General features: G+C 69.5%; 1 protein-coding gene. It reads left to right on the top strand.

All coding sequences use genetic code 11. The annotated features are described in order from the left end of the window. The coding region (locus EIZ45_RS45880) for a flavodoxin-dependent (E)-4-hydroxy-3-methylbut-2-enyl-diphosphate synthase (RefSeq protein ID WP_167756743.1) at positions 1-302 on the top strand (302 nt) is incomplete at both ends.

Here is a 302-nt window from a genome sequence, read left to right as displayed (position 1 = left end):
GTTCTCGCCGAGCGTCGCAAGACCCGCCAGCTGATGGTGGGGTCGGTGGGGGTCGGCAGCGACCACCCGATCTCGGTGCAGTCGATGACCACGACGCTGACCTCCGACGTCAACGCCACCCTGCAGCAGATCGCCGAGCTGACCGCGGCGGGCTGCGACATCGTGCGCGTCGCGTGCCCGTCGGCCGACGACGCCGAGGCGCTGCCCGCGATCGCGAAGAAATCGCAGATCCCGGTGATCGCCGACATCCACTTCCAGCCCAAATACGTGTTCGCCGCGATCGAGGCCGGCTGCGCCGCGGT

This window comes from Amycolatopsis sp. CFH S0740 (assembly GCF_004522315.1).
Taxonomy (GTDB): Bacteria; Actinomycetota; Actinomycetes; order Mycobacteriales; family Pseudonocardiaceae; genus Amycolatopsis; species Amycolatopsis nivea.
The sequence above is the reverse complement of the archived record's forward strand: the minus strand, read 5'-3'. Positions and strand labels throughout refer to the sequence as shown.